Origin of the sequence: Massilia sp. BKSP1R2A-1 (assembly GCF_050586525.1) — a bacterium.
Classification (GTDB): domain Bacteria; phylum Pseudomonadota; class Gammaproteobacteria; order Burkholderiales; family Burkholderiaceae_D; genus Telluria.
Genome location: NZ_JBOBRE010000002.1, coordinates 414328 through 439544, shown reverse-complemented (window position 1 = coordinate 439544; position 25217 = coordinate 414328). Strand labels below are relative to the sequence as shown.

Sequence of the window (25217 nt, the reverse complement as noted above, 5' to 3'; positions counted from 1 at the left end):
GCGCCGTCCGCCGGTCTATTTTTTAGGCCGCGGTTCCGGATTCTCTTCCGCCGACCACACCACCGCGGCGATCTTCCAGCCGTTCTCGGTGCGCACCATCTGCCAGCTCTCCTTCCCCCAGTTGTTGCGGTAGTCGCCGACCATGAAGCTGTAGTCGAACAGCACCTGGGCCATCTCGCCATCGGTATCGATGCGCACGTTCTCGAAGGTCTCGGTGCGTGCTTCCGGCGCACGGACGATGTTCTCGATGAGCTTGCGCGGCGTACCGCCCGAGGTCTTCGGCGAGGGCGCTTTCGGATCCTTCAGGCCGGCGCGGTAGCGCGCCACACTGCCGTCCGTGTAGACGCCGACCCAGGTGATGTCTTCGCGCCTGCCGGGAGGGCGTGGACCTACAGGCTGGCCGGGAAGTGCTGGCTGTGGACGGTGTGCGGCGCAACGCCCACCTGCTCGGGCTTCTTCATCAGGTAGTCGAAGCCGGCCTTGTCCCCCTTCAGTGCGCCATTCAGGAAGTTCAGGACATAGCGCGCGCTCAAGGCATACGATTGCGCCACTTCCTCGCGGCTGAATTCGTCGAAGGTCAGGGGATCGAGACGCAGGTAGCTGGTGCCGAAGTGGAAGTGCTCCATTGCATACATCGTCAGCAGCCAGACGTCGGCGCCTTTCATCTTCAGGAGGATGCTGCCGGAGTGGTCCGGCTTGAACTTCAGGCCGCGCTCGAAGGGTGGCGGACGCTGGGCCAGGTAGAGCAGGGGCGTGCGCAGCTGTTCCGGCTTCAGGTAAGGCACTTTCGAGAGCATGTCATGGCGGTAGCGCACCGTGCCGTCCAGGCAGACCAGGGCTTTGATCCGCTCGTCCTGGGCAGCGGCGAGCACATTGGCCATGCCGCCCCATGAAAAACCGGCGGCGGCGAGCCGGGAAGGATCGGCCTCGGGCAAGGTCTGCGCGTAGTCGACCAGGAAACGGATGTCGGCTGCCTGGGCCTCGGCATGCGCCAGGTCGTCCTTCTGCCAGCGCCCCTCGATGCCCAGCGCCGGGCTGGCGATCACGAGATAGCCGTGGCTGGCGAGGTATTCCATCATCTCCGCGTTTTCGAACACATTGCTGCTGATGCTCGGTGAGTAGATCACGACAGGGAACTTGCCCGGCAGCGCCCTGGCATCGCGTACCGCCCAGAGCACGTCCCTGCGTTCCGCGGCGACTTCCGCGGCCGGCTTGTCCTCGTTGACGATTTTCAGCCACTCCGCCAGCACCTTCTCGCGCTCGGCGGGCGGGCGTGTGAAGTCGTCGTCCCAGCCCAGCAGCTGCAGATAGTCGTCATAGCGCATTGGCGTGCCGCCTTTCCGGGCCGGATACCAGATGGCGGTCTGGATCGGACGCGGCTTGCCTTTATAACTGCGGCTGAGATCGCTTTGCTGGACGGTCCGGAAGCCGACGGCGTAAGCGCCCGGCTTGTTATGGAAGGGGAAAGCCTGCTGGGCATTCGCCGAGCAACTGAAGAAGACGAGCAGCAAAACCGCGACGCGCCTGAACAAGATTGCCTCCCTATGCTGTGATTATGGTGATCACTCTAGCATTGGGATTGCTTTTCAGTGGCAAAAATATTGCTATCTTGCGGAAGTTATTCGTGCTGCATGAATCGGGGAAGAGGGAAAGCAAACGCCCCGCGGCATCGACGATGCGGCGGGGCGTTGGAAGGAGGCAGCCTGGCTTAGCGAGCGGCCATCGCGTTGCCGCTCGGGGCGAGCAGCGAGAAGCGGTGGTTCATCTCGGCGGCCGCCATGCGGAAGCGCGAGAGTTCTGCCGGGGTCAGCGGTTGCTGGGCCAGCGACTTGAACTTTTCCGGATTCTGGGCCTGGCCGGCAACGCGGAACTCGTAGTGCAGGTGCGGGCCGGTCGACCAGCCGGTCGAGCCGACATAGCCGATCACCTGGCCCTGGCTGACCTTGGCGCCCTTGCGCATGCCCGGCGCGATACGGCTCATGTGGGCATAGGCGGTGCTGTACTTCGACCAGTGCTTGACGACGACCTGGTTGCCATAGCCGCCGCTGTTGCCGGCGAAATCGATGGTGCCGTCCGCGGCGGCGCGGATCGGGGTGCCGGTCGAGGCGGCGTAGTCGACGCCCTTGTGCGCCTTCCACTTGCCCGAGATCGGGTGTACGCGCATCGAGAAGCCGGAGGAGATGCGGGAGAACTCCAGCGGCGACTTCAGGAAGGCTTTCTTCATGGCCTTGCCGTCCAGGGTGTAGTAGCCGCCCTGCTTGGTAACCGGGTCTTCGTACCAGACCGACTGGTAAGCCACGCCACGGTTGACGAACTCGCCGGCCAGCACGCGGCCGGTCTTGACCAGTTCGCCGTCCAGCCAGAAGGTTTCGTACACGACGTTGAAACGGTCGCCGCGCTTGATGTCCGAACGGAAGTCGATATTGGTCGAGAACATCTCGATCATCTGGTTCACGATCGAATCCGGCATGCTGCCGCCGTCGACGTTGGAGTCGGTGGCCGAGTACAGCGAGCTCTTGATTTCGCGCGAACGCATTTCGACGCGGCGTTCCAGCTTGGCCGGGGACTCGAGGGCGACGAACTTGTCGCCTTCGCGCTCGACCGAGATCTGGCGTGCATCGCCGTTCTTGCCGTCCGTGATCGTGGCGCGCATCGACAGCAGCAGGCCATTCTCGTCGGTTTCCGCCTGGACGCGCTTGCCGGTCTTGAGCGACAGCAGGCGGCGGGCAGTTTTATCGGAGCGGAAGAATTTCTGGGCATCGGCGTCGTCGACGCCAAGGCGGGTGAACAGGGAGCCGAGCGAATCGCCGGGGCGGATGCGCTCTTCGCGGATGAACTGCTGCTCGTCTTGCTGGAGGGCGGCGATCTGGTCTGCCAGGTTCGGCATTTCCAGGTCTTGCTCGATCGACTTGACCGGAAGATCGGAAGCATCCGGTGCAATCGGCGACACGCCGATGGCTCCGAAGGCGCACACGCTCATGAACACGGCGCCGGCGCTGACAATGCGCGCCTTGCGGGTTCGTGGCAGCAGCTGGAGCAGGCTTTGACGGGTGATTTTCTGTATAGGGTTCATGCAATCAGTTAAAATTTGCGGCTGAACTTTCAGGACCCTTGCTTCTTATCGTTGTGTAAAGTTTTCTACAAGCAACAGAACAAGGATCGTGAATTATACCAAAAGATGTGGTCCTACAACCGTTTTAGCCAATTTCCTACAAGAATTCTATGACTTCCCAAGTTTCGTCCGGTAAGGGCGCCCCGGTGAATGTGTCCGCCCCCCTCCCGTTGACGGACAAGGTGCAGGAGGCGCTGGCGATCACCAAGCGCGGCGTCGATGAACTCCTGATCGAAAGCGAATTCGCCCAGAAGCTGGCGCGTTCCGAACAAAGCGGCACCCCGCTGCGCATCAAGCTGGGCCTTGACCCGACCGCGCCCGACCTGCACCTCGGCCATACCGTGGTGCTGAACAAGATGCGCCAGCTGCAAGACCTCGGCCACCAGGTGATTTTCCTGATCGGCGATTTCACCTCGATGATCGGCGATCCCTCGGGCCGCAACGCGACCCGCCCGCCGCTCACGAAGGAGCAGGTCGAGGAAAACGCGATGACCTATTTCCGCCAGGCATCCCTCGTGCTGGATGCCGCGCGCACGGAAATCCGCTACAACTCCGAATGGTGCGACCCGCTGGGCGCGCGCGGCATGATCCAGCTCGCCTCGCGCTACACCGTGGCCCGCATGATGGAGCGCGACGATTTCACCAAGCGCTACAAGAGTGGGACCCCGATTGCCGTGCATGAGTTCCTTTACCCTTTGATGCAGGGCTATGATTCGGTCGCTTTGAAGGCGGACCTGGAACTTGGTGGTACCGACCAGAAATTCAACCTGCTGGTCGGCCGTGAGCTGCAAAAAGACTACGGACAAGAGCAGCAGTGCATCCTGACCATGCCGCTGCTGGAAGGCCTGGACGGCGTCGAGAAGATGTCGAAGTCCAAGAACAACTATATTGGTATCACCGAAGCCCCGAACACCATGTTCGGCAAGCTGATGAGCATTTCGGACACCATGATGTGGAAGTACTACGACCTGCTGTCCTTCCGCTCGATCGCCGACATCGCCAGGCTGAAGGCCGAAGTCGAAGCCGGCGCCAACCCCCGCGACGCGAAAGTGGCGCTGGGCAAGGAAATCGTCACGCGCTTCCATTCGTCCCAGGCGGCCGACGATGCGCTGGCCGACTTCGTCAACCGCTCCAAGGGCGGCATCCCGGACGAGGTGCCGGAGCTAAGCCTGGCGGGCGCGCCGATGGGCGTGGCCCAGCTGCTCAAGCAGGCCGGTCTGTGCGCTTCCACCTCGGAAGCGATGCGCATGGTCGACCAGGGCGGCGTGCGCATCGACGGCGCCGTGGTCAGCGACAAGGGTCTGCAGGTCGAAGCCGGCACGTTTGTGATGCAAGTGGGCAAGCGCAAGTTCGCCCGTATTACGCTCGCATGATTGGCCTGTTGCAACGGGTCAGCGAAGCGAGCGTGCGCGTCGACGGCGAAGTCGTCGGCGCCATCCAAGCCGGCCTGATGGTGCTGGTCTGCGCCGAGAAGGGCGATACCGAGCGCGAAGCCGATGCGCTGCTGGCCAAGCTGCTCGGCTACCGGGTATTTTCGGACGAGGCCGGCAAGATGAACCGCAGCATCACCGATACCCAGGGTGGCCTGCTACTGGTGCCGCAGTTCACGCTCGCGGCGGATACGAAATCGGGCACGCGCCCCTCGTTTTCGCCGGCGGCCGCGCCGGAAGACGGCCGCCGCCTGTTCGACCATGTCGTGCGACAAGCCAGGTCCCGCCATGGCATTGTCGAGACCGGCAAATTCGGCGCCGACATGAAAGTCGGCCTGGTCAACGACGGGCCGGTGACTTTCTGGCTGCAGGTTGATCCGATCGGCATCCAGCGCTGAAACCCCCGCCGTGAATTCAGGTCAATAGCATCAGGGGAGGGCATATGCGTATCTGGAGCGATTCATTTAACGAAGGCGGGGTGATCCCGCCGGAATGTGCGTTTGCGGTCAGCGACCCGGCCAGCCACGTCAGGCTGTCCAGCAACCGCAGTCCCCACATCGCCTGGGACGACGTGCCGGCAGGCGCCAAGTCCCTGGTGCTGATCTGCCACGATCCGGATGTTCCTTCGGTGGGCGACGACGTCAACCAGGAGGGGCGCACCGTGCCCGATTCCTTGCCACGGGTCGATTTCTTCCACTGGCTGCTGGTCGACATCCCGGTCTGCCTCAAATCCCTGAGCGAGGGCATGTTCTCGGACATGGTCACCCCCCACGGCAAGCCGGGCCCGCTGGTGCCCTTCACCATCAAGAACGGCACCGAACACCAGCTGCGCCAGGGCGTCAACGACTATACCGGGTGGTTTGCGGCAGACCCGGACATGGCCGGCGAATACTATGGCTACGACGGCCCCTGTCCCCCGTGGAATGACGAGCGGGTGCATACTTACGTCTTCACGCTGTACGCGCTCGACATCCCGCGCCTGCCGCTCGAAGGCCGCTTCACTGGCGCCGAGCTGCGCCTGGCCATCCGCGGCCACATCCTGGACGAGGCGCGCACCTTCGGCGTGTATTCGCTCAATCCGGCCGTCGCGGCCACCCTCGACAAGTAATCAGATAAAGACACGCCGCCCCGAGGTTCGGGCGAACGAACCTCATGCAATCGAACGACAAGAACACAAGCACCACCATCCTCCTGATCCGCCATGGCGAGACCGCCTGGAATGCCGAAAGACGGCTCCAGGGGCATCTCGACATCGCCCTCAATGCGGAAGGCTCCCGCCAGGCCGCGCTGCTGGCTGCCGCGCTGGCGCCGGAACGCATCGACCACGTCGTTTCCAGCGACCTGCTGCGCGCCCGCCAGACCGCCGAGGCCATCGCGGCCCCGCGCGGCATGGCGGTCGGTACCGATCCGGCCCTGCGCGAGCGCTGCTACGGGGGCTTCGAAGGCCTGCTCTACAGCGAGATCGCGGCGCGCTTCCCGCTGGAATTCGCCGCCTGGCAGGCGCGCGACGTCGACGCCGTGCTGCCGCTGGGGGCGAACCGGGGCGAAACCTTCCGCCAGTTCTATGACCGCGCGATCGGCGCAATCCTGGCGCATGCGGCGGCGCATCCGGGCAAGACGATCGCGCTGGTGGCGCATGGCGGGGTGCTGGAGTGCGCCTACCGGGCTGCCCAGGGGCTGCCGCTGGAGACGCCGCGCGACTTCAAGGTGCTCAATGCGAGCGTGAACCGTTTCGTGGCGGAAGCGGGCGTGCTCAAGCTGGTGAGCTGGGGCGAGGTGGAGCACCTGCGGCCGGCCGTGCTGGACGACGTGGGCTGAGCGTTTTTCTCCGGGATCCACCGCGGCGCAAGCGGGGCCTACCCCCACTCACACCCACTGCCAATATCACACGCACAACAATCCGAAAAAATTCTGCCGCTATTTTGAGCAGCGAATGAGGTAAAATAATAGGTTCCCCGAGAAACTTTTGAGATTTTCCGCTGTGCAAATCGGTCCTTATATCCTGCGTAACAATGTCTTCGTCGCCCCCATGGCCGGGGTGACGGACCGCCCGTTCCGTCAGCTGTGCAAGCAGCTCGGCGCCGGCTACGCCGTGTCCGAGATGGCGGCCTCGAACCCGCGCCTGTGGGCCAGCGAAAAGACCTCGCGCCGCACCGACCACGCCGGGGAAATGGAACCGAAGGCCGTGCAGATCGCCGGCGCCGACCCGAAAGACCTGGCCGACTGTGCGAAGTTCAACGTCGAGCGCGGCGCCCAGATCATCGACATCAATATGGGTTGCCCGGTCAAGAAGGTGTGCAACAGCTGGTGCGGCTCCGCGCTGCTGCAGCATGAAGACCTGGTCGAGCGCATCCTGCACGCCGTGGTCGAGGCCGTCGACGTGCCGGTCACCCTGAAATTCCGCACCGGCTGGGATCGCCAGAACAGGAACGCCCTCACCATCGCCCGCATGGCGGAACAGGCCGGCATCCAGATGCTGACCCTGCACGGCCGCACCCGCGCCGACGGCTACAAGGGCGATGCCGAATACGACACCATCCGCGCCGTCAAGGCGTCCGTCGGCATCCCGGTGGTCGCCAACGGCGACATCACCACGCCGGAAAAAGCGAAGTTCGTGCTCGACTACACGGGCGCCGACGCCGTCATGATCGGCCGCGCCGCCCAGGGCCGCCCCTGGATCTGCCGCGAGATCGACCATTACCTGCGCACGGGCGAGCATTTGCCGGCGCCGACGGTCGAAGAAGTGCGCAGCCTGATGAACGAACACCTGCCGGCGCACTATGCCTTCTATGGCGAGTACGTCGGCGTGCGCACCGCCCGCAAGCACATCGGGTGGTATGTGCAGGACCTGCCCGGCGGCGAAGAGTTCCGCCAGCGCATGAACCTGCTGGAGTCGACTGCCGAACAACTCGACGCGGTCGACGCCTTTTTCAAATCGCAACTCCGGCATGGCGAGCGGTTACAATACCGGCCCGCACTTTCTGCCGAAGAGGCAATGGCAGCATGAAGCGGTAAATACTGCAGTATCAGAATAATAAGAATTATCGGGGACACGCTGCCTAGCAGCGGCAATCATTAACCAGGATGAAGCAGCAGAGAACATGAGCAAAGAAAGTATCCAGGAAGTCGTCCAGAAGAGCCTCGAGGACTATTTCAACGATCTGGGCGAGCAGAAACCGACGAACATCTACGACATGATGGTCCTGACGGTCGAAAAACCGGTCCTTGAAGTGGTGATGACGCGCGCCGACGGCAACCAGTCGCACGCCGCGCAGATGCTGGGCATCAACCGGAACACTTTGCGCAAGAAACTGCAGGAGCACGGTCTCCTGTAACAGACCGCATGGCGATGGCCGTGCGTCTGGGGCGCGGCCGGCTCGCCGTCCGTCCGCCCGGACGCCCGAATTCTCAACAACAGGCCTCACCATGATCAAACAAGCACTGATTTCCGTTTCCGACAAAACCGGCGTCCTCGATTTCGCGAAGGCCCTCTCTGGCCTCGGCGTCAACATCCTGTCCACCGGCGGTACCGCGAAGCTGCTGCAGGAAAACGGCGTGCAAGTGACCGAAGTCGCCGACTACACCGGTTTCCCGGAAATGCTCGACGGCCGCGTCAAGACCCTGCACCCGAAGGTCCACGGCGGCATCCTGGCCCGCCGCGACCTGCCGGAGCACGTCGCCAAGCTGGAGGAACACGGCATCCCGCAGATCGACATGGTCGTGGTCAACCTGTATCCCTTCCAGCAGACCGTCGCCAAGGATGAATGCTCGCTGGACGACGCGATCGAGAACATCGACATCGGCGGCCCGACCATGCTGCGCTCGGCGGCCAAGAACCACCGCGACGTGGTCGTGATCGTCGACCCGGCCGACTACGGCGTCGTGCTGGCCGAGATGAAGGGCACCGGCGCTGCCGCCGGCCCGGTCAGCTACGAGACCAAGTTCCGCCTGGCGAAGAAGGTGTTTGCCCACACCGCCCAGTACGACGGCGCGATCACGAACTACCTGACCAGCCTGGGCGAAGACCGCCTGCACGCGACCCGCTCGAGCTATCCGCAGACCCTGAACATGAGCTTCGAGAAGGTCCAGGACATGCGCTACGGCGAGAACCCGCACCAGGGCGCCGCCTTCTACCGCGACCTGACCGCGACCCCGGGCGCGCTGGCCAACTACCGCCAGCTGCAGGGCAAGGAACTGTCGTACAACAATATCGCCGATGCCGATGCGGCCTGGGAATGCGTCAAGTCCCTGGGTGGCCTGGGCCAGCCGGCCGGCTGCGTGATCGTCAAGCACGCCAACCCCTGCGGCGTGGCGATCGGTGTCGACGCCCTGGACGCCTACTCGCGCGCCCTGCAGACCGACCCGACCTCGGCTTTCGGCGGCATCATCGCCTTCAACGTCGAAGTCGACGCCCGCGCGGCGGAGGCGGTGGCCAAGCTGTTCGTGGAAGTGCTGATCGCGCCGTCCTTCACCGCGGAAGCGCGCCAGATCATGTCGGCCAAGCAGAACGTGCGCCTGCTGGAAATCCCGCTGGGCGAAGGCCAGAATCCCTATGACCTCAAGCGTGTCGGCGGCGGTGTGCTGGTGCAGGCGCCGGACGCCAGGAACGTGGGCCTGGGCGAACTGCGCGTGGTCAGCAAGAAGCAGCCGACCCAGCAGCAGCTGCAGGACCTGATGTTCGCCTGGCGCGTGGCCAAGTTCGTCAAGTCGAACGCCATCGTGTTCTGCGCCAATGGCATGACCCTGGGCGTGGGCGCGGGCCAGATGAGCCGCATCGACTCGGCGCGCATCGCCTCGATCAAGGCGCAGAACGCCGGTCTTTCCTTGAATGGTTCGGCGGTGGCGTCGGATGCCTTCTTCCCCTTCCGCGACGGTCTGGACGTGGTGGTGGATGCGGGCGCGACCTGCGTCATCCACCCGGGCGGCTCGATGCGTGACCAGGAAGTCATCGACGCGGCGGACGAGCGTGGCGTCGTCATGCTGTATACCGGCACCCGTCACTTCCGTCACTAAGCCCTTGTAGGGTGGGCGGTCCTCCGCCCACGCGTTCAACATCGTGTGTACGAACGCGCAACAATTTTCAACCATGTTTTGAACGCGTGGGCGAGGAATCGCCCACCCTACTGTGTTTTTGCACAGTATTTTTCCCACGAATAGCCTCCCGCCGTATATCATTCCACAATGATTATTCTCGGCATCGACCCGGGCCTGCGTACGACGGGGTTCGGCGTCATTGAAAAACACGGCAGCAAACTGCGCTACATCGCGTCCGGCACCATCAAGACCGGCCTGGAAGGCGCATTGCCCCCGCGGCTCAAGGTCATCCTGAACGGCGTCGGCGAAATCATCGCCGCCTACCGGCCGGCCTGCGCGGCCATCGAAAAAGTCTTCGTCAACGTCAATCCGCAGTCGACCCTGCTGCTCGGCCAGGCGCGCGGGGCCGCGATCACGGCGCTGGTCGGCGCCGACCTCGACGTGGCCGAGTACACGGCGGTGCAGGTGAAGCAGGCCGTGGTCGGCACCGGCAAGGCGGCCAAGGCCCAGGTGCAGGACATGGTGTCGCGCTTGCTGAAGCTGCCGGGCCTGCCCGGCACCGATGCGGCCGACGCGCTCGGCGTCGCCATCTGCCACGCCCACAGCCTCGACACGTTGGCGTTGATTGGCGCGCAGACGCCGGGCGGACGATCGTCCGCCCCACCCACGCTGCGCATGAAACGCAGCCGTCTCGTTTAATAAGGAAAAACCGATGATCGGTCGTCTCTCTGGAATCCTGCTCGAAAAGGCGCCGCCGCACGTGCTGGTGGACTGCAACGGCGTCGGCTACGAAGTCGACGTCCCGATGAGCACCTTCTACAACCTGGGGCACACGGGCGAGAAGGTGGTGCTGTTCACCCATCTGATCGTGCGCGAGGATGCGCACCTGCTGTTCGGCTTCGGCACCGCTTCGGAGCGCGCGCTGTTCCGCCAGCTGATCAAGATCACCGGCATCGGCGCCCGCATGGCGCTGGCCATCCTGTCGGGCATGTCGGTGGCCGACCTGTCGCAGGCCGTCACCCTGCAGGAGACCGGCCGCCTGGTGAAGATCCCCGGCATCGGCAAGAAGACCGCCGAGCGCCTGCTGCTGGAGCTGAAGGGCAAGCTCGGCGCCGACATCGGCGTGGTGGGCGGCGCCGTGCGCGACGACGCCCAGGCCGACGTGCTCAACGCGCTGCTCGCATTGGGGTATTCTGACAAGGAAGCCCTCATCGCGATCAAGAACATGCCGGCCGGCGCGACCGTCTCGGACGGCATCAAGTTCGCGCTGAAGGCGCTCTCCAAAGCCTGATAAACCATGAGCATCCAGACCGACAACTTCACCGAGCACCGCGTTATCGACGCCGCGCCCGCCTCGCCCAACGAGGAGGCGATCGAGCGCGCCCTGCGTCCCAAGCAGCTGGACGAGTACGTCGGCCAGGCCAAGATCCGCGACCAGCTCGAGATTTTCATTTCCGCCGCGCGCAAGCGCCGCGAGGCGCTCGACCACACCTTGCTGTTCGGCCCGCCGGGCCTCGGTAAAACCACGCTGGCCCACATCATCGCGCGCGAGATGGGCGTGAACCTGCGCCAGACCTCCGGCCCGGTGCTGGAGCGCCCGGGCGACCTGGCCGCGCTGCTCACCAACCTCGAGCCGAACGACGTGCTCTTCATCGACGAAATCCACCGCCTGTCGCCGGTGGTCGAGGAGATCCTGTACCCGGCGCTCGAGGACTACCAGATCGACATCATGATCGGCGAGGGCCCGGCCGCGCGTTCCGTGAAGCTCGACCTGCAGCCCTTCACGCTGGTGGGTGCGACCACGCGCGCCGGCATGCTGACCAATCCGCTGCGCGACCGCTTCGGCATCGTGGCGCGCCTGGAGTTCTACAACGTCGACGAGCTGACCAAAATCGTCAGCCGCAGCGCCGCGCTGCTCGAAGCCCCGATCAACGAGGAGGGTGCGCGCGAAGTGGCCAAGCGCGCGCGCGGCACGCCGCGTATCGCCAACCGCCTGCTGCGCCGCGTGCGCGACTATGCGGAAGTGAAGGGCAATGGCGAGATCACCAAGGACATGGCGGACCGTGCGCTGAAGATGCTCGACGTCGATACCGTCGGCTTCGACGTCATGGACCGCAAGCTGCTGGAGGCCGTGCTGTTCAAGTTCGCCGGCGGGCCGGTAGGCATCGGCAACCTGGCGGCGGCGATCGGCGAAGCGGCCGACACCATCGAGGACGTGCTCGAACCCTACCTGATCCAGCAGGGCTATCTGCAGCGGACCCCGCGCGGACGCATCGCCACACCGCTGGCCTACCAGCACTTCGGCGTCACGGCGCCGCGCATCAGCCCGACCGGCGACTTGTGGGATAACCTGCCGCCTGCCTGAACACAAGCGAAAGGCCGAGGCTTTACACTGTAGAATTCTCGCCAGAAACCGGAAACGCCCGGCTGCACGGCTCGCCGGCCACCTTCCACATGGGCGAAAGGCGACATTCTTGCGACATCGACTCATCTTATTGCTATGCTGCTGGTGGTGTTCGCTGGCCCACGCCGCGCCGCCGGGGCGCACGGTCTCGGTGGGGGTCTACGACAACGCACCGAAGGTCTACATCGATGCACGCGGCCGGGCCGACGGCATCCTGATCGATCTGCTGCGTGAAGTCGCCCGCAACGAGGGCTGGAAACTCACGTTTGTCCATTGCAAGTGGGCGCAGTGCCTGGAGGCGCTCGAGGCGGGGACGATCGACCTGCTGCCGGATGTCGCATGGAGCGAAGAGCGTAGCCGCCGCTTCGATTTTCCCCAGGTTCCCGCGCTGTTCAGCTGGTCGCAGCTCTACCGGCGTCCCGACATGCCGATCGGTACCGTGGCGAGCATCTCCGGCAAGCGCATCGCCGTGCTGTCCGGATCGATCCAGGAGCGGTATTTCGCCGATTTCGCCAGCGGCTTCGGCGCCGCGCCCAAGCTGCTGCCGGTCGCTTCGGTCGCCGAGGGATTCGAGCTGGTCCGAAGCGGGCGGGCCGATGCGGCAGTCGCCAGCAAGTTTGCCGGCGACTTCCATGCGAAGCGCTACGGCATCGTCGAGACCAGCATCATGTTCCAGCCGGTCCGGCTGTTCTACGCCGCCGGCAAGGGACGCAACGGCGAGCTGCTCGCCACCCTCGACCGCAAACTGGGTGCCTGGCAGGCCGATCCGGACTCGGTGTATTTCAGCATCCTCGACCGCTGGGAATCGCGCGGCCTGCTCGCCCGCGTCCCCAACTACGTCTGGTGGGGATCGGGACTGATCCTGGCGCTGCTGGGAACGACGCTGGGACTGGCCGCCTGGCTCAGGCGCCAGGTCGGACGCAAGAGCGGCGCCCTGAAAGAGACCGAGCAAAGGCTGGCGACCATCCTCGACAGTGTCGACAGCCTGGTGTACATCAAGGACAGCGCCTCGCATTACCGCTACGCCAACCGCGCGTTGCACGCCTTCCTGGGCCTTCCCGGACACGAGGTCATCGGCCGCAGCGACGCCGACCTGTTCGCGCCGGCGGTCGCCGCCCGCGTGCGCCACGACGACCTGCGCGCCATGGAGCAGAGGCAGCGGATCGTGACGGAGGAAACCGTTCCCGATGCGCAAGGCCGCGCGATCACGCTCCTGACCACCAAGATTCCCCTATCCCGCGAGGACGGGAGCCTCTCCGGGATCTGCGGGATTTCCATCGATATCACCGAGCGGCGTGCCGCCGAGGAAGCCAACCGCATCGCCGCCACGGTGTTCCAGTCGGCCGAAGGCATGTTCATCGCCAGTCCCGAGCGCCGCATCCTGCGTGTCAACCAGGCGTTTTGCGAGATGCGCGGCTGCGGGCCCGACGAGATGGTGGGCAGCCCCTTGCCGCCGTTTTCCCTGGTCCGGGACGGTACGAGCGCCAACCAGGCGATGTGGGAAGCGGTGGAGCGTTCGGGCAAGTGGCAGGGTGAAGTCTGGTACAGGCATCCGCACGGAGAGAGCTGCCCGATGCGCCTGACCGTCACGGCGGTCCATGACGACCGCGGCCGTCTTACCCATTTCGTCGGCACCCAGGGCGACATCAGTGCGCAGAAGCGGGCGCAGGAAGAAATCGTCCAGCTTGCCTTCTACGATCCGCTCACCGGCCTGCCCAATCGCCGCCTGCTGCACGAGCGCCTCCAGCATTGCCTCAAGGCCGGCGAGCGCAGGACCCAGGGCGCCGCCTTGCTGTTCCTCGACCTGGATCATTTCAAGGACCTGAACGATCTATATGGACACGGGGCGGGCGACCGCCTGCTTTGCCTGGTTACCCGACGCGTCGTCGACTGCACCCGCGCCGGCGATACGGTTGCGCGGCTCGGCGGCGACGAGTTCGTCGTCCTGCTTGAGAACCTTGCCGGCGGAGAAAACGAAGCTTCCCTGCAGGTCGCCGCCACCGGGGAGAAAATCCTGGCGGCGGTGCGCGAACCCTTCGACCTGGACGGCCAGCTCCACCACGCCACCTGCAGCGTCGGCGCGGTGCTGTGCCGGGATGGCGCGACCGACATCGACACGGTGATGCGGCAGGCGGACATGGCCATGTACGCCGCCAAGCGGGATGGACGCAATACGCTGCGCTTCTTCCATCACGGCATGGAATCGGAAGTCAGCCGGCGGCACGCCCTGGAAGCCGAGCTGCGTGCGGCGCAGGATGGCATGGGCCTCGCGCTGCTGTACCAGCCCCAGGTCGATGACGGCGGCAGGATCGTGGGCGCCGAAGCCTTGCTGCGCTGGGAAAGTCCCTCGCGTGGTCAGGTCGGTCCGGCCGAATTCATTCCCGTCGCCGAAGCGTGCGGCCTGATCACGACGATGGGCCGCTGGGTATTGCGCAGCGCATGCGCCCAGCTGGCTGCATGGGCGGGACAGGCGGGCATGCACCACCTGCTGCTGGCGGTCAATGTCAGCGTGCACCAGCTCAGGCAGCCCGACTTCGTCGACATGGTGCTGCAGACCGTCGCCGAGTTCCGTGTCACGCCGTCCCTGCTCAAGCTGGAACTGACCGAGTCCGTCCTGATCGCCGACATCGACGATACGATCGTGAAGATGCACGCACTGAAGCAGGCCGGCCTGAGCTTTGCGCTCGACGATTTCGGGACCGGCTACTCGTCGCTCAGCTACCTCAAGCGCCTGCCGCTCGACCAGCTCAAGATCGATCGATCCTTCGTGCGCGACATCCTCGACAACCCCAACGACGCGGCGATCGCGCGCAGTATCGTCGCGCTCGGCCGATCGCTCGGACTGGGCATCGTTGCCGAGGGCGTCGAGGTCGATGCGCAGCGCCGCTTCCTGGCCGAGATCGGTTGCGACTGCTATCAAGGCTATTTGTTCGGCAAGCCGATGGATGCCGGCGCATTGGCGGCGCTGCTGCGGGCGCAGACCGAGACTGCGCTTCCCCGGGACGGCGCGTAGGCGATGCATGGAGAAGCAGGCGTGGCTCGGGGGCTTCGTTTCGCCGGCAACCGGGTCGAGGCCTACCGCATGGCGCGCGACGCGGGCTGGCTGTAGTCCTTGGCCTGGCGCGGCTTGGGCGTGTGCATCAGCGGATAGATGAAGGTCATGTAGAGCACCAGCGTGAAGGCCATCAGGAAGCCGCAGATGCGCATCAGGGTGGGGCTGCTGACCCCATGCCAGACCACGGTGGCGCTGGCCGCGAAGGGCATCATCATCAGGAGCGCCGCCAGCGAACGCAGCTCCGGCGAGCGGCGCATGCGGTGCCCCGCCAGCCCGATCACGAAGTAGCCGCCGGCCGCCAGCAGCATCCCGCCCAGCATGATGAAAGGCTCGGCCATGTCAGGGACCGCGTGGGCGACGGAGCGCAGCAGCAGGGGCGGATGGATGAGCGCCAGCACGCCCGCGAACAGGCTGATCAGGCGGAGATAACGCAAGGCACGCCCCCGCACGACGGGCCGCGCCGGATTCGGAACGCTCATCGGTATGCTAACGATCCAGGCAGAACATGCCCCGACGATAGCACACCACACCCCCAATGAGGGTCAGAGTTAAATTGTTTGCCAATGTCCTCCGTGATCTGTCCTCCAACCACGAAACATGGCCTGAGCGCAGCTGACGTAAAGTTCTTGGCGAATAATTCGACTCTGACCCTAATTAGGTTTGGCTTACTTCTTGGCTGGAAAAATTAGGGTCAGAGTCGAATTGTTGGGTACGGTCTTTAGATCAATTGGCTGAGATAAGGATCAATTGTGCGGTGTCCGTTGGTGGTGAGATATTGGCAAATAATTCGACTCTGACCCCAGACGGCGGCGGTGCAGGCGGACTTCGCGGGCGCGGATGCGGCGGGGGCTGGGGCCGCGCAGCAGGGGGTAGGCGAGGATGGCCGAGACGATCAGGGTGAAGCCGAGCAGCAGGCCGCTCATCCACAGGGCGGGCGGGGTGGCGCTGCGCCACAGGGCGGCGGCGCCGGCCAGGAAGGGGGCGCACAGCAGCAGGGCGCACGGGCGGCGCAGGGCCGGGGAGCGGCGGATGCGGTGGCCGGTCAATGCAATGTAAAAGAAGCTGGCGGCGGCCAGCAACAGCGCGATCAGCATCTCGGCGGCCGGGACCAGCTCGTTCGACGACGCGCCCGTCGGGTACCGCATGGCCGGCGGCGCGAGCAGCACCAGGAAGCCGGCCAGCAGGCAGGCAAGACGCAGGTAGAGCATGTGATATTTCCTCGTTACACTAGGGTTGTACTCAGCAGTAAAGAGGGAAGATATTGGATTGACAATTTTCCCGGCGCGCAATTGAACAGCGCATCAGTGGCCGACACTCTTCGAGAACAGGTTGATGACCGCGACGCCGGCGATGATCAGGCCCAGCCCGAGGATGGCGGGCAGGTCGAGGCGCTGTTCGTAGACCACCCAGCTGATCGCGGAAATCAGGACGATGCCGACGCCGGACCAGATCGCGTAGGCGATCCCGGTCGGCAGCACGCGCAGGCTGAAGGTCAGCAGGTAGAAGGACAGGGCGTAGCAGCCCACCGTGAGCAGGCTGGGCCATGGGCGGGTGAAGCTGTCGGAAGCCTTGAGGGCGGTGGTGCCGATGACTTCGGCGCCGATGGCGAAGGCGAGGTAGAGGTAGGCTTGGGTCTGGGTCATGCGCCCATGATACAGGCGCATGCTGCGCGCATCATCCCTCGGGCAGGGCATGCCCGATCATGATGCGGTGGCCGTCGACCGTGCGCAGGCCGAACTCGCGCATGCCCCAGGGCTCGTTGGCGAGCGGCTTGGTGATCTCGGCCCCGCAGGCCTCGGCGCGGGCGTGCCAGGCGTCGGCGTTGTCGACGTCGAGATAGGCGAACCAGCCATGGTCGCCCAGCTGGGCGGCCGGCAGGGCGTCGGGACAGGCGCCGGCCATGATGCGGCAGCCGTCGTGCTCGAACATGCGCCAGCCCGGGTCGCCCATCTCGTGGATGGTAAAACCCAGCACGTCGCGGTAGAAGGCTGCCGAGCGATCGAGGTCGGGGACGGCCAGCACATACATGTGCTTGCGGATCATGGCTGCCGTCCCCGTCGTGCTTACTGCTCGCGGACCCAGGTCTGGGAACGGCCGAACATCGGCGCGCCGATGTAGCCGCGCACTTCCAGCTTGCTGCCGTTGTCCTTCAGGGTCGCCTTGCTCTTGTAGGTCTTGCCCTTGGCCGGGTCGAGGATCTCGCCGCCGGTGTATTCGTTGCCGTCCTTCTTCAGGCCCCACAGGATGGTCATGCCGATGATCGGCTGGTCCTTGCGCGCGCCTTCGCAGGAGGTGCATTTCGGGTTCTGGTCCTGGTCCGCCGGGCGGAACAGTTTCTCGATCTTGCCGGTCAGGGCGCCGCCTTCCTCGCTGATGCGCACCAGCGACTTCGGTTTCCCGGTCTCGTCGTCGATCGTTTTCCACACGCCCACCGGCGAGGCGTTTTGCGCCATCGCCACCAGGGGCATCGCAAGCATCGTGGCAATCAGGGCAGCCTTCTTCAAGTGTCGCATCTTGGGTCTCCAGAATCGTTATTGGTATGGCAGAGTGTAGCAAACAGTGTTCGCCAAGTGGATAGGGGAATCCGAGGAATCCTTCCAAATCGCGCGTTGGGCGCGGGAGCAATGAAAAACGCGGCCGAAGCCGCGTTTTCAATGGAGCGAAACCGATCAGGCAGCCGGCAGCTTGGACAGCTGTTCCTGCATCTTGGCCAGCGTCGCCGAGAAGTTCGCGACGCGTTCCTTCTCCTGCTCCACCACCGCGGCCGGGGCGCGCGCAACGAAGCTCTCGTTGGACAGCTTGCCGCTGGCCTTGGCGATCTCGCCCTGCAGGCGCGCGATCTCTTTCGACAGGCGCTCGCGCTCGGCGGCGACGTCGATCTCGACCTTCAGCATCAGCTTGGTGGTGCCGACGATCGACACGGCGGCCGGCGATTCCGGCAGCGCATCGACGATCTGCACCTCGGCAAGCTTGCCCAGTGCCTGGATATAGGGCGCGAAGGCGGTCATGCGGGCGCGGTCTTCAGCGGTGCCCGGTTCCACGATCAGCGGCACGCGCACCGACGGCGACAGCGACATCTCGCCGCGCAGGTTGCGGGTGGCGTCGATCAGGGCCTTGAGCTGCTCCATCCAGCTTTCCGCGTCTTCGCTGATCTGCGAGGTGTCGGCCAGCGGGTAGGGCTGCAGCATGATGGTGTCGCCGGTCTTGCCGGCCAGCGGCGCGATCGCCTGCCACAGCGCTTCGGTGACGAAGGGGATGATCGGGTGCGCCAGGCGCAGCACCACTTCCAGCACGCGCAGCAGGGTGTGGCGGGTGGCGCGCTGCTGCGCCTCCGTGCCCTGCTGGACCGAGACCTTGGCCAGTTCCAGGTACCAGTCGCAGTATTCGTACCAGACGAAGTTGTAGATGCTGCTCGCGATATTGTCGAAGCGGTAGTCGGCGAAGCCCTTGGCGATATCGAGTTCGACGCGGTTCAGCAGCGAGACGATCCAGCGGTCGGCGGGCGACAGGTCTTCCGGATTCGGGGCGCTGCAATCCTTGCCTTCCGTGTTCATCATCACGAAGCGGGTGGCGTTCCACAGCTTGTTGCAGAAGTTGCGGTAGCCCTCGCAGCGGCCGAGGTCGAAGTTGATGTTGCGGCCCAGCGAGGCGTAGCTCGCCATGGTGAAGCGCACGGCGTCGGTGCCGAAGGCCGGGATCCCTTCCGGGAATTCCTTGCGGGTGGCCTTGGCGATTTTCTCGGCGCCGCGCGGGTCCATCAGGCCGGTGGTGCGCTTGGCGACCAGCGACTCGACGTCGATGCCGTCGATCAGGTCGATCGGGTCGAGCGTGTTGCCCTTCGACTTCGACATCTTCTGGCCCTGGGAATCGCGCACCAGGCCGTGCACGTACACGGTCTCGAACGGTACCTTGCCGGTGAAGTGGGCCGTCATCATCACCATGCGGGCGACCCAGAAGAAGATGATGTCGAAGCCGGTCACCAGCACCGACGAAGGCAGGAAGTGCTTCATGTCCGGGGTCTCTTCCGGCCAGCCCATGGTCGAGAAGGGCACCAGGGCCGAGGAGAACCAGGTATCGAGCACGTCGTCGTCGCGGCGCAATGCGCCCGTGATGCCCTGTGCGGCGGCCTTGGCCTGCGCTTCCTCTTCGCTGCGGGCGACGACGATCTCGCCGTTCTCGCCATACCAGGCCGGGATGCGGTGGCCCCACCACAGCTGGCGCGAAATGCACCAGTCCTGGATGTTGCCCAGCCACTGGTTGTAGGTGGTGCTCCAGTTCTCAGGCACGAACTTGATCTGGCCGTTGGCGACCTTTTCCAGCGCCACTTCGGTGATCGACTTGCCCGGGTTGAAGGTGCCTTCCGGCGCCGGTTTGCTCATGGCGACGAACCACTGGTCAGTCAGCATCGGTTCGATGACGACGCCGGTACGGTCGCCGCGCGGCACCATCAGCTTGTGCGGCTTGACCTGTTCCAGCAGGCCCTGCGCCTCCAGGTCGGCGACGATCTGCTTGCGCGCGGCGAAGCGGTCCAGGCCCTGGTATTGAGCCGGGCCGTTCTCGTTGATCTTCGCGTCGAGCGTGAAGATGTTGATCGGGGCGATGCCGGCGCGCTGGCCGACCGCGTAGTCGTTGAAATCGTGGGCCGGGGTGATCTTCACGCAGCCGGTGCCGAATTCCTTGTCCACGTAGCTGTCGGCGATGACCGGGATCTGGCGGCCGGTCAGCGGCAGGGTCAGGAGCTTGCCGTGCAGGTGGGTATAGCGCTCGTCGGTCGGGTCCACGGCCACGGCGACGTCGCCCAGCATGGTTTCGGGACGGGTGGTTGCCACCGTCAGGTGGCCCGAGCCGTCGGCCAGCGGGTACTGGATGTACCACATCGAGCCGTCTTCTTCCTGCGAGTCGACTTCCAGGTCCGAGACGGCCGTGCCCAGCACCGGGTCCCAGTTGACCAGGCGCTTGCCGCGGTAGATCAGGCCCTGTTCGAACAGGCGCACGAAGACTTCGGTGACGGTTTTCGAGCGCGGCTCGTCCATCGTGAAGTATTCGCGTTTCCAGTCCGGCGAGGTGCCCATGCGGCGCATCTGGCCGGTGATGGTGCTGCCCGACTTTTCCTTCCACTCCCAGACCTTCTCCACGAAAGCCTCGCGGCCGAGGTCGTGGCGCGAGATCTTCTGGGCGTCGAGCTGGCGCTCGACGACGATCTGGGTGGCGATGCCGGCGTGGTCGGTGCCCGGTACCCAGGCGGTGTTGTAGCCGCGCATGCGGTAGTAGCGGGTCAGGCCATCCATGATGGTCTGGTTGAAGGCATGGCCCATGTGCAGGGTGCCGGTGACGTTCGGCGGCGGCAGCTGGATGGCGAACGACGGCTTGCCGTCTTCCATGGTGGCGGTGAAATAACCGCGCTGTTCCCATTCGGTGCGCCAGTGTTGTTCAATGTCTGCGGGCTCGAAAGACTTGGCAAGTTCCATGATTGGTGACTTAAAAATTGTGCGAAAAGAACCATTATAGAGTAGATGGCGCTATAATCCGGCCCGCTGCTTCTGGAACTTCCAGGGCAGCACACGCTAGGGGTCCTGCTGTCGCAAAAGCGACACGCGGGTGAGAAATACCCTCCGAACCTGATCTGGATAATGCCAGCGAAGGGAAGCAGTCAGAAGCATGGCCGTGCGCAGCCGCGCGCGCCTCCTCGTATCTGGCACACTCCTTTGCTGGCTCCGCAAAGGAGCCACATGAACGCACCACTCAAATTCGACGCTGCGACCGCCACGGTCGACCAGGCGGCGATCGAACCCTTCCCCAACTCGCGCAAGGTCTATATCGAAGGCAGCCGGCCCGATATCCGCGTGCCGATGCGCGAGATCTCGCAATCCCCGACGCCGGACAGTTTCGGCGGCGAGGCGAATCCGCCGCTCTTTGTCTACGACACGTCGGGCCCCTATACCGACCCGGCGGCGAGCATCGACGTGCGCCGTGGCCTGAACACGCCGCGCCTGCCCTGGATACTGGAACGCGGCGACACCGAAGAGCTGTCCGGCCCGAGCTCCGAGTACGGCCAGGCGCGCCTGCGCGACCCGGCCCTGGCTGCCTTGCGCTTCGAGTTGCAGCGTACCCCGCGCCGTGCGAAGCCTGGGCGCAACGTCACCCAGATGCACTACGCGCGCCAGGGGATCGTCACGCCGGAGATGGAATTCATCGCCCTGCGCGAGAACCTGCGCCGCAAGGAATACCTGGCGTCGCTCGTCGATTCCGGCCCGATGGGAGCGCGCGTGGCCAGCCTGCTGGCGCGCCAGCACCCGGGCCAGTCCTTCGGCGCCAGCATTCCGGCCGAGATCACGCCCGAGTTCGTGCGCGACGAGGTCGCCCGCGGCCGCGCCATCATCCCCGCCAACATCAATCACCCTGAAATCGAACCGATGATCATCGGCCGCAACTTCCTGGTGAAGATCAACGCCAATATCGGCAACTCGGCCGTCACCTCCTCGATCGGCGAAGAGGTGGAAAAGATGACGTGGGCGATCCGCTGGGGGGCCGACAACGTCATGGACCTCTCGACCGGCAAGCATATCCACGAGACCCGCGAATGGATCATCCGGAATTCCCCGGTGCCGATCGGGACGGTGCCGATCTACCAGGCGCTGGAAAAGGTCGGCGGCAAGGCCGAGGAACTCACCTGGGAGATCTACCGCGACACCCTGATCGAGCAGGCGGAGCAGGGCGTCGACTACTTCACCATCCACGCCGGCGTGCGCCTGGCCTACGTGCCGATGACGGCCAGGCGCCTGACCGGCATCGTCTCGCGCGGCGGCTCGATCATGGCCAAGTGGTGCCTGGCCCACCACAAGGAATCCTTCCTCTACACGCATTTCGAAGAGATCTGCGAGATCATGAAGGCCTACGACGTGTCCTTCAGCCTGGGCGACGGCCTGCGTCCCGGCTCGATCTACGACGCCAACGACGAAGCCCAGCTGGCCGAACTGAAGACCCTGGGCGAGCTGACGCAAATCGCCTGGCGCCACGACGTGCAGACCATGATCGAGGGCCCGGGTCACGTGCCGCTGCACCTGATCAAGGAGAACATGGACCTGCAGCTGGAGCAGTGCAGCGAAGCGCCGTTCTATACCCTGGGCCCGCTCACCACCGACATCGCGCCCGGCTACGACCACATCACCTCGGGCATCGGCGCGGCCACCATCGGCTGGTACGGCACCGCCATGCTGTGCTACGTCACGCCCAAGGAGCACCTGGGCCTGCCGGACAAGCAGGACGTCAAGGACGGCATCATCACCTACAAGATCGCCGCCCACGCGGCCGACCTGGCCAAGGGCCACCCCGGCGCCCAGCTGCGCGACAACGCGCTCTCGAAGGCGCGCTTCGAGTTCCGCTGGGAAGACCAGTTCAACCTGGGCCTGGACCCCGACAAGGCGCGCGCCTTCCACGACGAGACCCTGCCCAAGGATTCCGCCAAGGTGGCCCACTTCTGCTCGATGTGCGGCCCGCATTTCTGCTCGATGAAGATCACCCAGGAAGTGCGCGAGTACGCGGCCGCCAGCGGCGTGGGCGAAGAAGCGGCGCTCAGGCAGGGCATGCAGGAAAAGGCGATCGAGTTCGTGCGCAGCGGCGCCAGGTTGTACCGGGAGGTGTGATGGTCGAGATCGAACTGAACGGTTCGCCCTACCTGGTGGCGCCGGGGGTGTCGCTGCATGACCTGGCCGGCCAGCTGGGCCTGGGCGGCCAGGCGGTCGCGGTCGCGGTCAACCGCGAAGTCGTGCCGCGCCCGCAGTGGCCGCAGCGAAATCTGCAGGCCAGGGACAGGGTGGACATCGTGCGCGCCATCGGTGGCGGCTGAATCGTAGGGGTGATCTGGGCCAGTGGACCAGATCACGCTTCGCCGTCCGCGCGTTCGACTTTCGGACGCACTGTGGCGACGCTATTTTCATTGAACGCGTGGGCGGAGGACCGCCCACCCTACATGAGGAGATAACAATGAATGCAATAGTTGAAAATGACTTCCTGACCATCGCCGGCCGCCAGTACGCTTCGCGCCTGCTGGTCGGCAGCGGCAAGTACCGCGACCTGGCGCAGACGCGCGAGGCCACCCTGGCGGCGGGCGCCGAGATCGTCACCGTGGCGATCCGCCGCGTGAACATCGGCCAGGACCCGAACGCTCCCAGCCTGCTGGACGTGCTGCCGCCCGATGAATTCACCATCCTGCCCAACACGGCCGGCTGCTATACGGCCAAGGACGCCGTCTACACCCTGCAGATGGCGCGCGAGCTGCTGGGCGGGCGCAAGCTCGTCAAGCTCGAGGTGCTGGGCGACGAGAAAACCCTGTTCCCGCAGATGCCGGAAACGATCAAGGCCGCCGAGACCCTGGTGCGCGACGGTTTCGACGTGATGGTCTACTGCAGCGACGACCCGGTCCAGGCCCGCATCCTGCAGGAGATCGGCTGCGTGGCCGTGATGCCGCTGGCCTCCCTGATCGGCTCCGGCATGGGCATCCTGAATCCCTGGAACCTCTCGCTCATCATCGAGCAGGCGAGCGTCCCGGTGCTGGTCGACGCCGGCGTCGGCACGGCGTCCGACGCGGCCATCGCGATGGAGCTGGGCTGCGACGGCGTGCTGATGAACACGGCGATCGCCGCGGCGCGCGACCCGGTGCGGATGGCAGGCGCCATGCGCCACGCCGTCATCGCGGGACGCGAAGCCCACCTGGCCGGGCGCATGCCGAAACGTTTCGCCGGTTCGCCTTCCTCGCCGACCGCGGGCCTGGCGACCTGATGGTGCCCACCGTCCTCGTATTCGCCGGGCTCGACCCGGGCGGGGGCGCGGGCCTGGCGGCGGACATCGCCGCCATCGGCGCCCTCGGCGGCCATGCGCTGCCGGTGGCGACGGCGCTCACCGTGCAGGACAACAACCGCGTGCACGAGGTGCAGCCGGTCGATGCCGGCCTCGTCGCGCGCCAGGCCGACGCCCTGATCGACACCTGCAGCATCGATGCGGTGAAGATCGGCATCCCCGGCAGCCGCGAGAACGCGGTGGCGATCGCCCGCCTGCTGCGCCAGCTGCGCGCCGCGGATCCCCGGTTGCCGGTGGTGCTGGACCCGGTGCTGGCCAGCGGCCATGGCGATCCGCTCGGCAAGGGCAACGCCCTCGCCGCGCTCGCCGAGCTGCTGCCGCTGGCCACCATCCTCACGCCCAACCTGCCGGAGCTTCATGCGATCGGCGAGATCCCCTGCGAGCACGTGCTGGTGACCGGCGGGCATGGGGAGGGCGACATCATCGTCAACCGCTGGCTGCGCGCCGGCCTCGAGCAGCGCAGCTGGCGCTTGCCACGCCTGCCGCACGACTATCACGGCAGCGGCTGCACCCTGGCCGCCGCCATCGCCGCGCGCCTGGCCCACGGCGACGGCATGGGCGATGCACTCGAGCACGCCCAGGACTACTGCCACCAGACGCTGGCGCACGCCTTCTGGGTCGCGCCGGGGCAGCGCATCCCGCGCCGCATCCTGCACACGCATTGAAAGGACAGCATTGAAACAACACGATCTCCGGGGGCTCTACCTCGTCACGCCCGATTGGGACGATACCGACTGCCTGCTGGCCATCACCGGCAGCGCGCTGGCGGCCGGCGCCGCCCTGGTGCAGTACCGCCACAAGACTGCGAGCCCCGCGCTGCGCCGCCAGCAGGCGGAAGCCCTGCTGGGCCTGTGCCGGCGCCACGGACGGCCGTTCATCATCAACGATCACCTCGAACTGTGCCGCGAGCTCGACGCCGACGGCGTGCACGTGGGCGGGACGGACGCGCCAGTCTCGCAGGCGCGCGCGCTGCTGGGCCAGGACAAGATCGTCGGCGCCTCCTGCTACGGCGAACTGAAGCTGGCGGAATCGGCGCGCGAGCAGGGCGCGAGCTATGTCGCCTTCGGCGGCTTTTATCCTTCACCCGTCAAGAAATACACCTTCGTCACGCCGCCGGAGCTCATCGACGTCTGGCGCGACCGCGTCGACCTGCCGATGGTGGTCATCGGCGGCATGACACCGCAGAACGCTGCGCCGCTGGTGGCGCGCGGCGCGGCGATGGTGGCGGCGATCACGAGCGTGTACGCGGCCAGCGACCCGGACGCGGCGGCACGCCAGTTTTGCGCGCTGTTCCCGGGCGGGTGATCCTACAATAGCGGTGTTGTC

The 25217-nt window shown here is 65.3% G+C and carries 25 protein-coding genes and 1 riboswitch; of the genes, 16 read left to right on the top strand and 9 right to left on the bottom strand.

What is annotated here, in order from left to right; all coding sequences use genetic code 11:
- Window positions 1-15 precede the first annotated feature (15 nt).
- The 3 genes from ACQ7JA_RS05285 to ACQ7JA_RS05275 form a co-directional block, all read right to left on the bottom strand.
- Window positions 16-327, bottom strand: a complete 312-nt coding sequence (locus ACQ7JA_RS05285) for a hypothetical protein (RefSeq protein ID WP_430895279.1) — start codon at window positions 325-327, stop codon at window positions 16-18.
- Window positions 328-389: 62 nt separating this feature from the next.
- Entirely contained in the window at window positions 390-1532 is a 1143-nt protein-coding gene (locus tag ACQ7JA_RS05280; protein ID WP_430895277.1) for a dienelactone hydrolase family protein, read from the bottom strand.
- A gap of 176 nt (window positions 1533-1708) precedes the next feature.
- On the bottom strand, window positions 1709-3073 hold the full coding sequence (locus ACQ7JA_RS05275; protein ID WP_430895275.1) for a M23 family metallopeptidase: 1365 nt from the start codon (window positions 3071-3073) through the stop codon (window positions 1709-1711).
- Window positions 3074-3222: 149 nt separating this feature from the next.
- On the opposite strand from ACQ7JA_RS05275, the gene tyrS reads away from it, so the two are divergent.
- The 11 genes from tyrS (at window position 3223) to ACQ7JA_RS05220 (ending at window position 14993) form a co-directional block, all read left to right on the top strand.
- Window positions 3223-4485, top strand: a complete 1263-nt coding sequence (gene tyrS, locus ACQ7JA_RS05270; protein WP_430895273.1) for a tyrosine--tRNA ligase — start codon at window positions 3223-3225, stop codon at window positions 4483-4485.
- Window positions 4482-4940 (top strand): D-aminoacyl-tRNA deacylase, encoded by a 459-nt coding sequence (dtd, locus tag ACQ7JA_RS05265; RefSeq protein WP_430895271.1) that lies wholly within the window; start codon window positions 4482-4484, stop codon window positions 4938-4940. The genes tyrS and dtd overlap by 4 nt, the downstream gene beginning before the upstream one ends.
- 44 nt (window positions 4941-4984) lie before the next feature.
- Window positions 4985-5650, top strand: coding sequence for a YbhB/YbcL family Raf kinase inhibitor-like protein (locus tag ACQ7JA_RS05260; protein WP_430895269.1), 666 nt, complete (start codon window positions 4985-4987; stop codon window positions 5648-5650).
- Window positions 5651-5694: 44 nt separating this feature from the next.
- Window positions 5695-6360, top strand: a complete 666-nt coding sequence (locus ACQ7JA_RS05255; RefSeq protein ID WP_430895267.1) for a histidine phosphatase family protein — start codon at window positions 5695-5697, stop codon at window positions 6358-6360.
- Window positions 6361-6523: 163 nt separating this feature from the next.
- Window positions 6524-7549 (top strand): tRNA dihydrouridine synthase DusB, encoded by a 1026-nt coding sequence (gene dusB / locus ACQ7JA_RS05250; protein WP_430895404.1) that lies wholly within the window; start codon window positions 6524-6526, stop codon window positions 7547-7549.
- A gap of 94 nt (window positions 7550-7643) precedes the next feature.
- On the top strand, window positions 7644-7877 hold the full coding sequence (locus tag ACQ7JA_RS05245; protein WP_027865797.1) for a helix-turn-helix domain-containing protein: 234 nt from the start codon (window positions 7644-7646) through the stop codon (window positions 7875-7877).
- A gap of 91 nt (window positions 7878-7968) precedes the next feature.
- Window positions 7969-9555, top strand: coding sequence for a bifunctional phosphoribosylaminoimidazolecarboxamide formyltransferase/IMP cyclohydrolase (gene purH / locus ACQ7JA_RS05240; protein ID WP_430895264.1), 1587 nt, complete (start codon window positions 7969-7971; stop codon window positions 9553-9555).
- A gap of 168 nt (window positions 9556-9723) precedes the next feature.
- Window positions 9724-10275, top strand: coding sequence for a crossover junction endodeoxyribonuclease RuvC (gene ruvC / locus ACQ7JA_RS05235; RefSeq protein ID WP_430895262.1), 552 nt, complete (start codon window positions 9724-9726; stop codon window positions 10273-10275).
- 13 nt (window positions 10276-10288) lie between these two features.
- Complete coding sequence (gene ruvA / locus ACQ7JA_RS05230; protein WP_430895260.1) at window positions 10289-10867, top strand: Holliday junction branch migration protein RuvA; 579 nt, start codon at window positions 10289-10291, stop codon at window positions 10865-10867.
- Window positions 10868-10873: 6 nt separating this feature from the next.
- Complete coding sequence (gene ruvB, locus ACQ7JA_RS05225; RefSeq protein WP_258827574.1) at window positions 10874-11941, top strand: Holliday junction branch migration DNA helicase RuvB; 1068 nt, start codon at window positions 10874-10876, stop codon at window positions 11939-11941.
- Between the two features lie 109 nt (window positions 11942-12050).
- Complete coding sequence (locus ACQ7JA_RS05220; protein ID WP_430895258.1) at window positions 12051-14993, top strand: EAL domain-containing protein; 2943 nt, start codon at window positions 12051-12053, stop codon at window positions 14991-14993.
- Window positions 14994-15055: 62 nt separating this feature from the next.
- Here ACQ7JA_RS05220 and ACQ7JA_RS05215 read toward each other — a convergent pair whose 3' ends face one another.
- From ACQ7JA_RS05215 to ACQ7JA_RS05190, 6 genes are all read right to left on the bottom strand, one after another.
- Window positions 15056-15514: a hypothetical protein gene (locus tag ACQ7JA_RS05215; RefSeq protein WP_430895256.1), complete on the bottom strand. Its 459-nt coding sequence runs from the start codon at window positions 15512-15514 to the stop codon at window positions 15056-15058.
- Between the two features lie 264 nt (window positions 15515-15778).
- A complete protein-coding gene (locus ACQ7JA_RS05210; protein ID WP_430895254.1) occupies window positions 15779-16243 on the bottom strand; it encodes a hypothetical protein in 465 nt (154 codons plus the stop codon).
- A 93-nt stretch (window positions 16244-16336) separates the two neighbouring features.
- Window positions 16337-16678 (bottom strand): SMR family transporter, encoded by a 342-nt coding sequence (locus ACQ7JA_RS05205; protein ID WP_430895252.1) that lies wholly within the window; start codon window positions 16676-16678, stop codon window positions 16337-16339.
- A gap of 31 nt (window positions 16679-16709) precedes the next feature.
- Window positions 16710-17078 (bottom strand): VOC family protein, encoded by a 369-nt coding sequence (locus ACQ7JA_RS05200; protein WP_430895250.1) that lies wholly within the window; start codon window positions 17076-17078, stop codon window positions 16710-16712.
- A gap of 20 nt (window positions 17079-17098) precedes the next feature.
- Window positions 17099-17548, bottom strand: a complete 450-nt coding sequence (locus ACQ7JA_RS05195; protein WP_430895248.1) for a DUF2147 domain-containing protein — start codon at window positions 17546-17548, stop codon at window positions 17099-17101.
- A gap of 156 nt (window positions 17549-17704) precedes the next feature.
- Window positions 17705-20503, bottom strand: coding sequence for a valine--tRNA ligase (locus ACQ7JA_RS05190; protein ID WP_430895246.1), 2799 nt, complete (start codon window positions 20501-20503; stop codon window positions 17705-17707).
- An 88-nt stretch (window positions 20504-20591) separates the two neighbouring features.
- A riboswitch (TPP riboswitch) is annotated at window positions 20592-20697 on the top strand.
- A gap of 67 nt (window positions 20698-20764) precedes the next feature.
- Between ACQ7JA_RS05190 and thiC the strand changes: the two genes are divergently transcribed.
- The 5 genes from thiC (at window position 20765) to thiE (ending at window position 25196) form a co-directional block, all read left to right on the top strand.
- A complete protein-coding gene (gene thiC, locus ACQ7JA_RS05185) occupies window positions 20765-22678 on the top strand; it encodes a phosphomethylpyrimidine synthase ThiC (RefSeq protein WP_430895244.1) in 1914 nt (637 codons plus the stop codon).
- Window positions 22678-22881: a sulfur carrier protein ThiS gene (thiS, locus tag ACQ7JA_RS05180; RefSeq protein ID WP_430895242.1), complete on the top strand. Its 204-nt coding sequence runs from the start codon at window positions 22678-22680 to the stop codon at window positions 22879-22881. Before thiC ends, thiS begins: the two co-directional genes overlap by 1 nt.
- 137 nt (window positions 22882-23018) lie before the next feature.
- Window positions 23019-23813: a thiazole synthase gene (locus ACQ7JA_RS05175; RefSeq protein ID WP_430895240.1), complete on the top strand. Its 795-nt coding sequence runs from the start codon at window positions 23019-23021 to the stop codon at window positions 23811-23813.
- Window positions 23813-24556, top strand: a complete 744-nt coding sequence (gene thiD / locus ACQ7JA_RS05170) for a bifunctional hydroxymethylpyrimidine kinase/phosphomethylpyrimidine kinase (protein ID WP_430895235.1) — start codon at window positions 23813-23815, stop codon at window positions 24554-24556. Before ACQ7JA_RS05175 ends, thiD begins: the two co-directional genes overlap by 1 nt.
- Before the next feature lie 10 nt (window positions 24557-24566).
- Complete coding sequence (gene thiE, locus ACQ7JA_RS05165) at window positions 24567-25196, top strand: thiamine phosphate synthase (RefSeq protein ID WP_430895233.1); 630 nt, start codon at window positions 24567-24569, stop codon at window positions 25194-25196.
- The last annotated feature ends 21 nt before the right edge of the window (window positions 25197-25217 follow it).